Source organism: Bartonella sp. MM97QHHN, assembly GCF_042194285.1.
GTDB lineage: Bacteria > Pseudomonadota > Alphaproteobacteria > Rhizobiales > Rhizobiaceae > Bartonella.
Window position 1 is genome coordinate 1 of record NZ_JBHIMS010000086.1, and the last position, 1,174, is coordinate 1,174.

A 1,174-nucleotide genomic window follows, 5' to 3' on the forward strand; every position below is an offset into this window, starting at 1 on the left:
AGTTTTGAAATATTTTAACATTTTTGTCGACGGCATTCCCTATCAAGCAAAATGTGAAAGCGTAACATTACCGAATTTGAACTTGGTTGTTGAAAGTTATCGCGGCGGTGGCATGGATAGCTCCATTGAAGTTGACCTTGGTCTTGAAACCCTCACGCTTAGCATAACCATTTCTGATTGCTCTCCAGAGTTAATGGCACTCTTAGGGCGCACTGATGTCGACATTTCATTACGAAGTTCAATGCAAGCTCAAGGCACCCCCGCAGAAGGCGTCATTATTACCATGAGAGGGCTTTGCAAAAGCTTTGAAATGGCAGAATGGCAACCGGGGAGCAAAGCAACATCCACGGCTACATTCACATTGCAGTATTTCAAATATGTCCAGAAGGACGTTGAAATTGTTGAGATAGACGTCCTCAACTTGGTGAGAAAATTCAATGGCGTCAATCAACTCGCAGACCATAGAGAAAATATAGGATTATAAAAATGACAGTCCAAACAAGCATTACACATAAATTATTGATACCTGTTACTTTTGAAGGAAAAGAGCACACCACAATTACCTTACAGCGCCCCAAAACAAAAGATGTGCAAGCAATCGACAAAAAAGAAGGCATAGAGCAAACAATCGCTATGATCGCACGTCTTTCTGGATGGGCACATGAAGCGGTTGGAGAACTCGATATTAATGACTTGTCGAGCATTGGAGAGATTTTGGAGTCTTTTATCAAGCGGCGGGATACCTCGACTGGGAAACCGCCGCTAAACTCATAGCCGATATTACCATTGTGTTCCATTGGTCCCTTTCAAAGATGATGGAAATGGAACCGCAAGAACTCATATTCTGGCGAAAACAAGCAGCAGAAAGGTATAAGATAAAATGAGTGAAAAAGTTGCTGATGCAAAGGTGAGATTGTCTCTTGAAGACAAACTCACCACACCTCTCAAACATCTTCAAAAAAAATTCGATACATTGTCAAAAACACTCTCACATAGTTTGGGTATTCCGCGCTTTTCTGCTGCTGTCAAAAACATAACAAAAAGCCTTCATGGTGTTCAAAGTGCTCTTGGAGTGGTGGCAAGCCGTGCTTCAGTCTTTACTGGTGTCTTGGGGCTTGCTGGTGGTGGTCTTGTGGCAAGTGTAGCCGCCCTCACCATGAAAACCATGCATCTG

General features: G+C 42.8%; 3 protein-coding genes and 1 pseudogene. All 4 read left to right on the plus strand.

Annotated features, from left to right (window positions below; all coding sequences use genetic code 11):
• Positions 1 to 484, plus strand: a 484-nt coding sequence (locus ACFIJW_RS06960) for a phage major tail tube protein (protein WP_375633749.1), incomplete at its 5' end; no start/stop codon positions are given.
• Between the two features lie 2 nt (positions 485 to 486).
• The gene (locus tag ACFIJW_RS06965) at positions 487 to 774 is read left to right on the plus strand and encodes a phage tail assembly protein (protein WP_375631916.1); all 288 of its coding nucleotides are present in this window, start codon (positions 487 to 489) and stop codon (positions 772 to 774) included.
• A 41-nt stretch (positions 775 to 815) separates the two neighbouring features.
• Complete coding sequence (locus ACFIJW_RS06970; protein WP_273755857.1) at positions 816 to 884, plus strand: GpE family phage tail protein; 69 nt, start codon at positions 816 to 818, stop codon at positions 882 to 884.
• A pseudogene (locus tag ACFIJW_RS06975) lies at positions 881 to 1,174 on the plus strand (phage tail protein); the annotation flags it as partial. The gene ACFIJW_RS06970 and the pseudogene ACFIJW_RS06975, both read left to right, overlap by 4 nt.

What these genes read in the sequence shown, in the direction of transcription:
- ACFIJW_RS06965 (WP_375631916.1), top strand. Translation starts at nt 487, where the DNA reads ATGACAGTCCAAACAAGCATTACACATAAATTATTGATACCTGTTACT.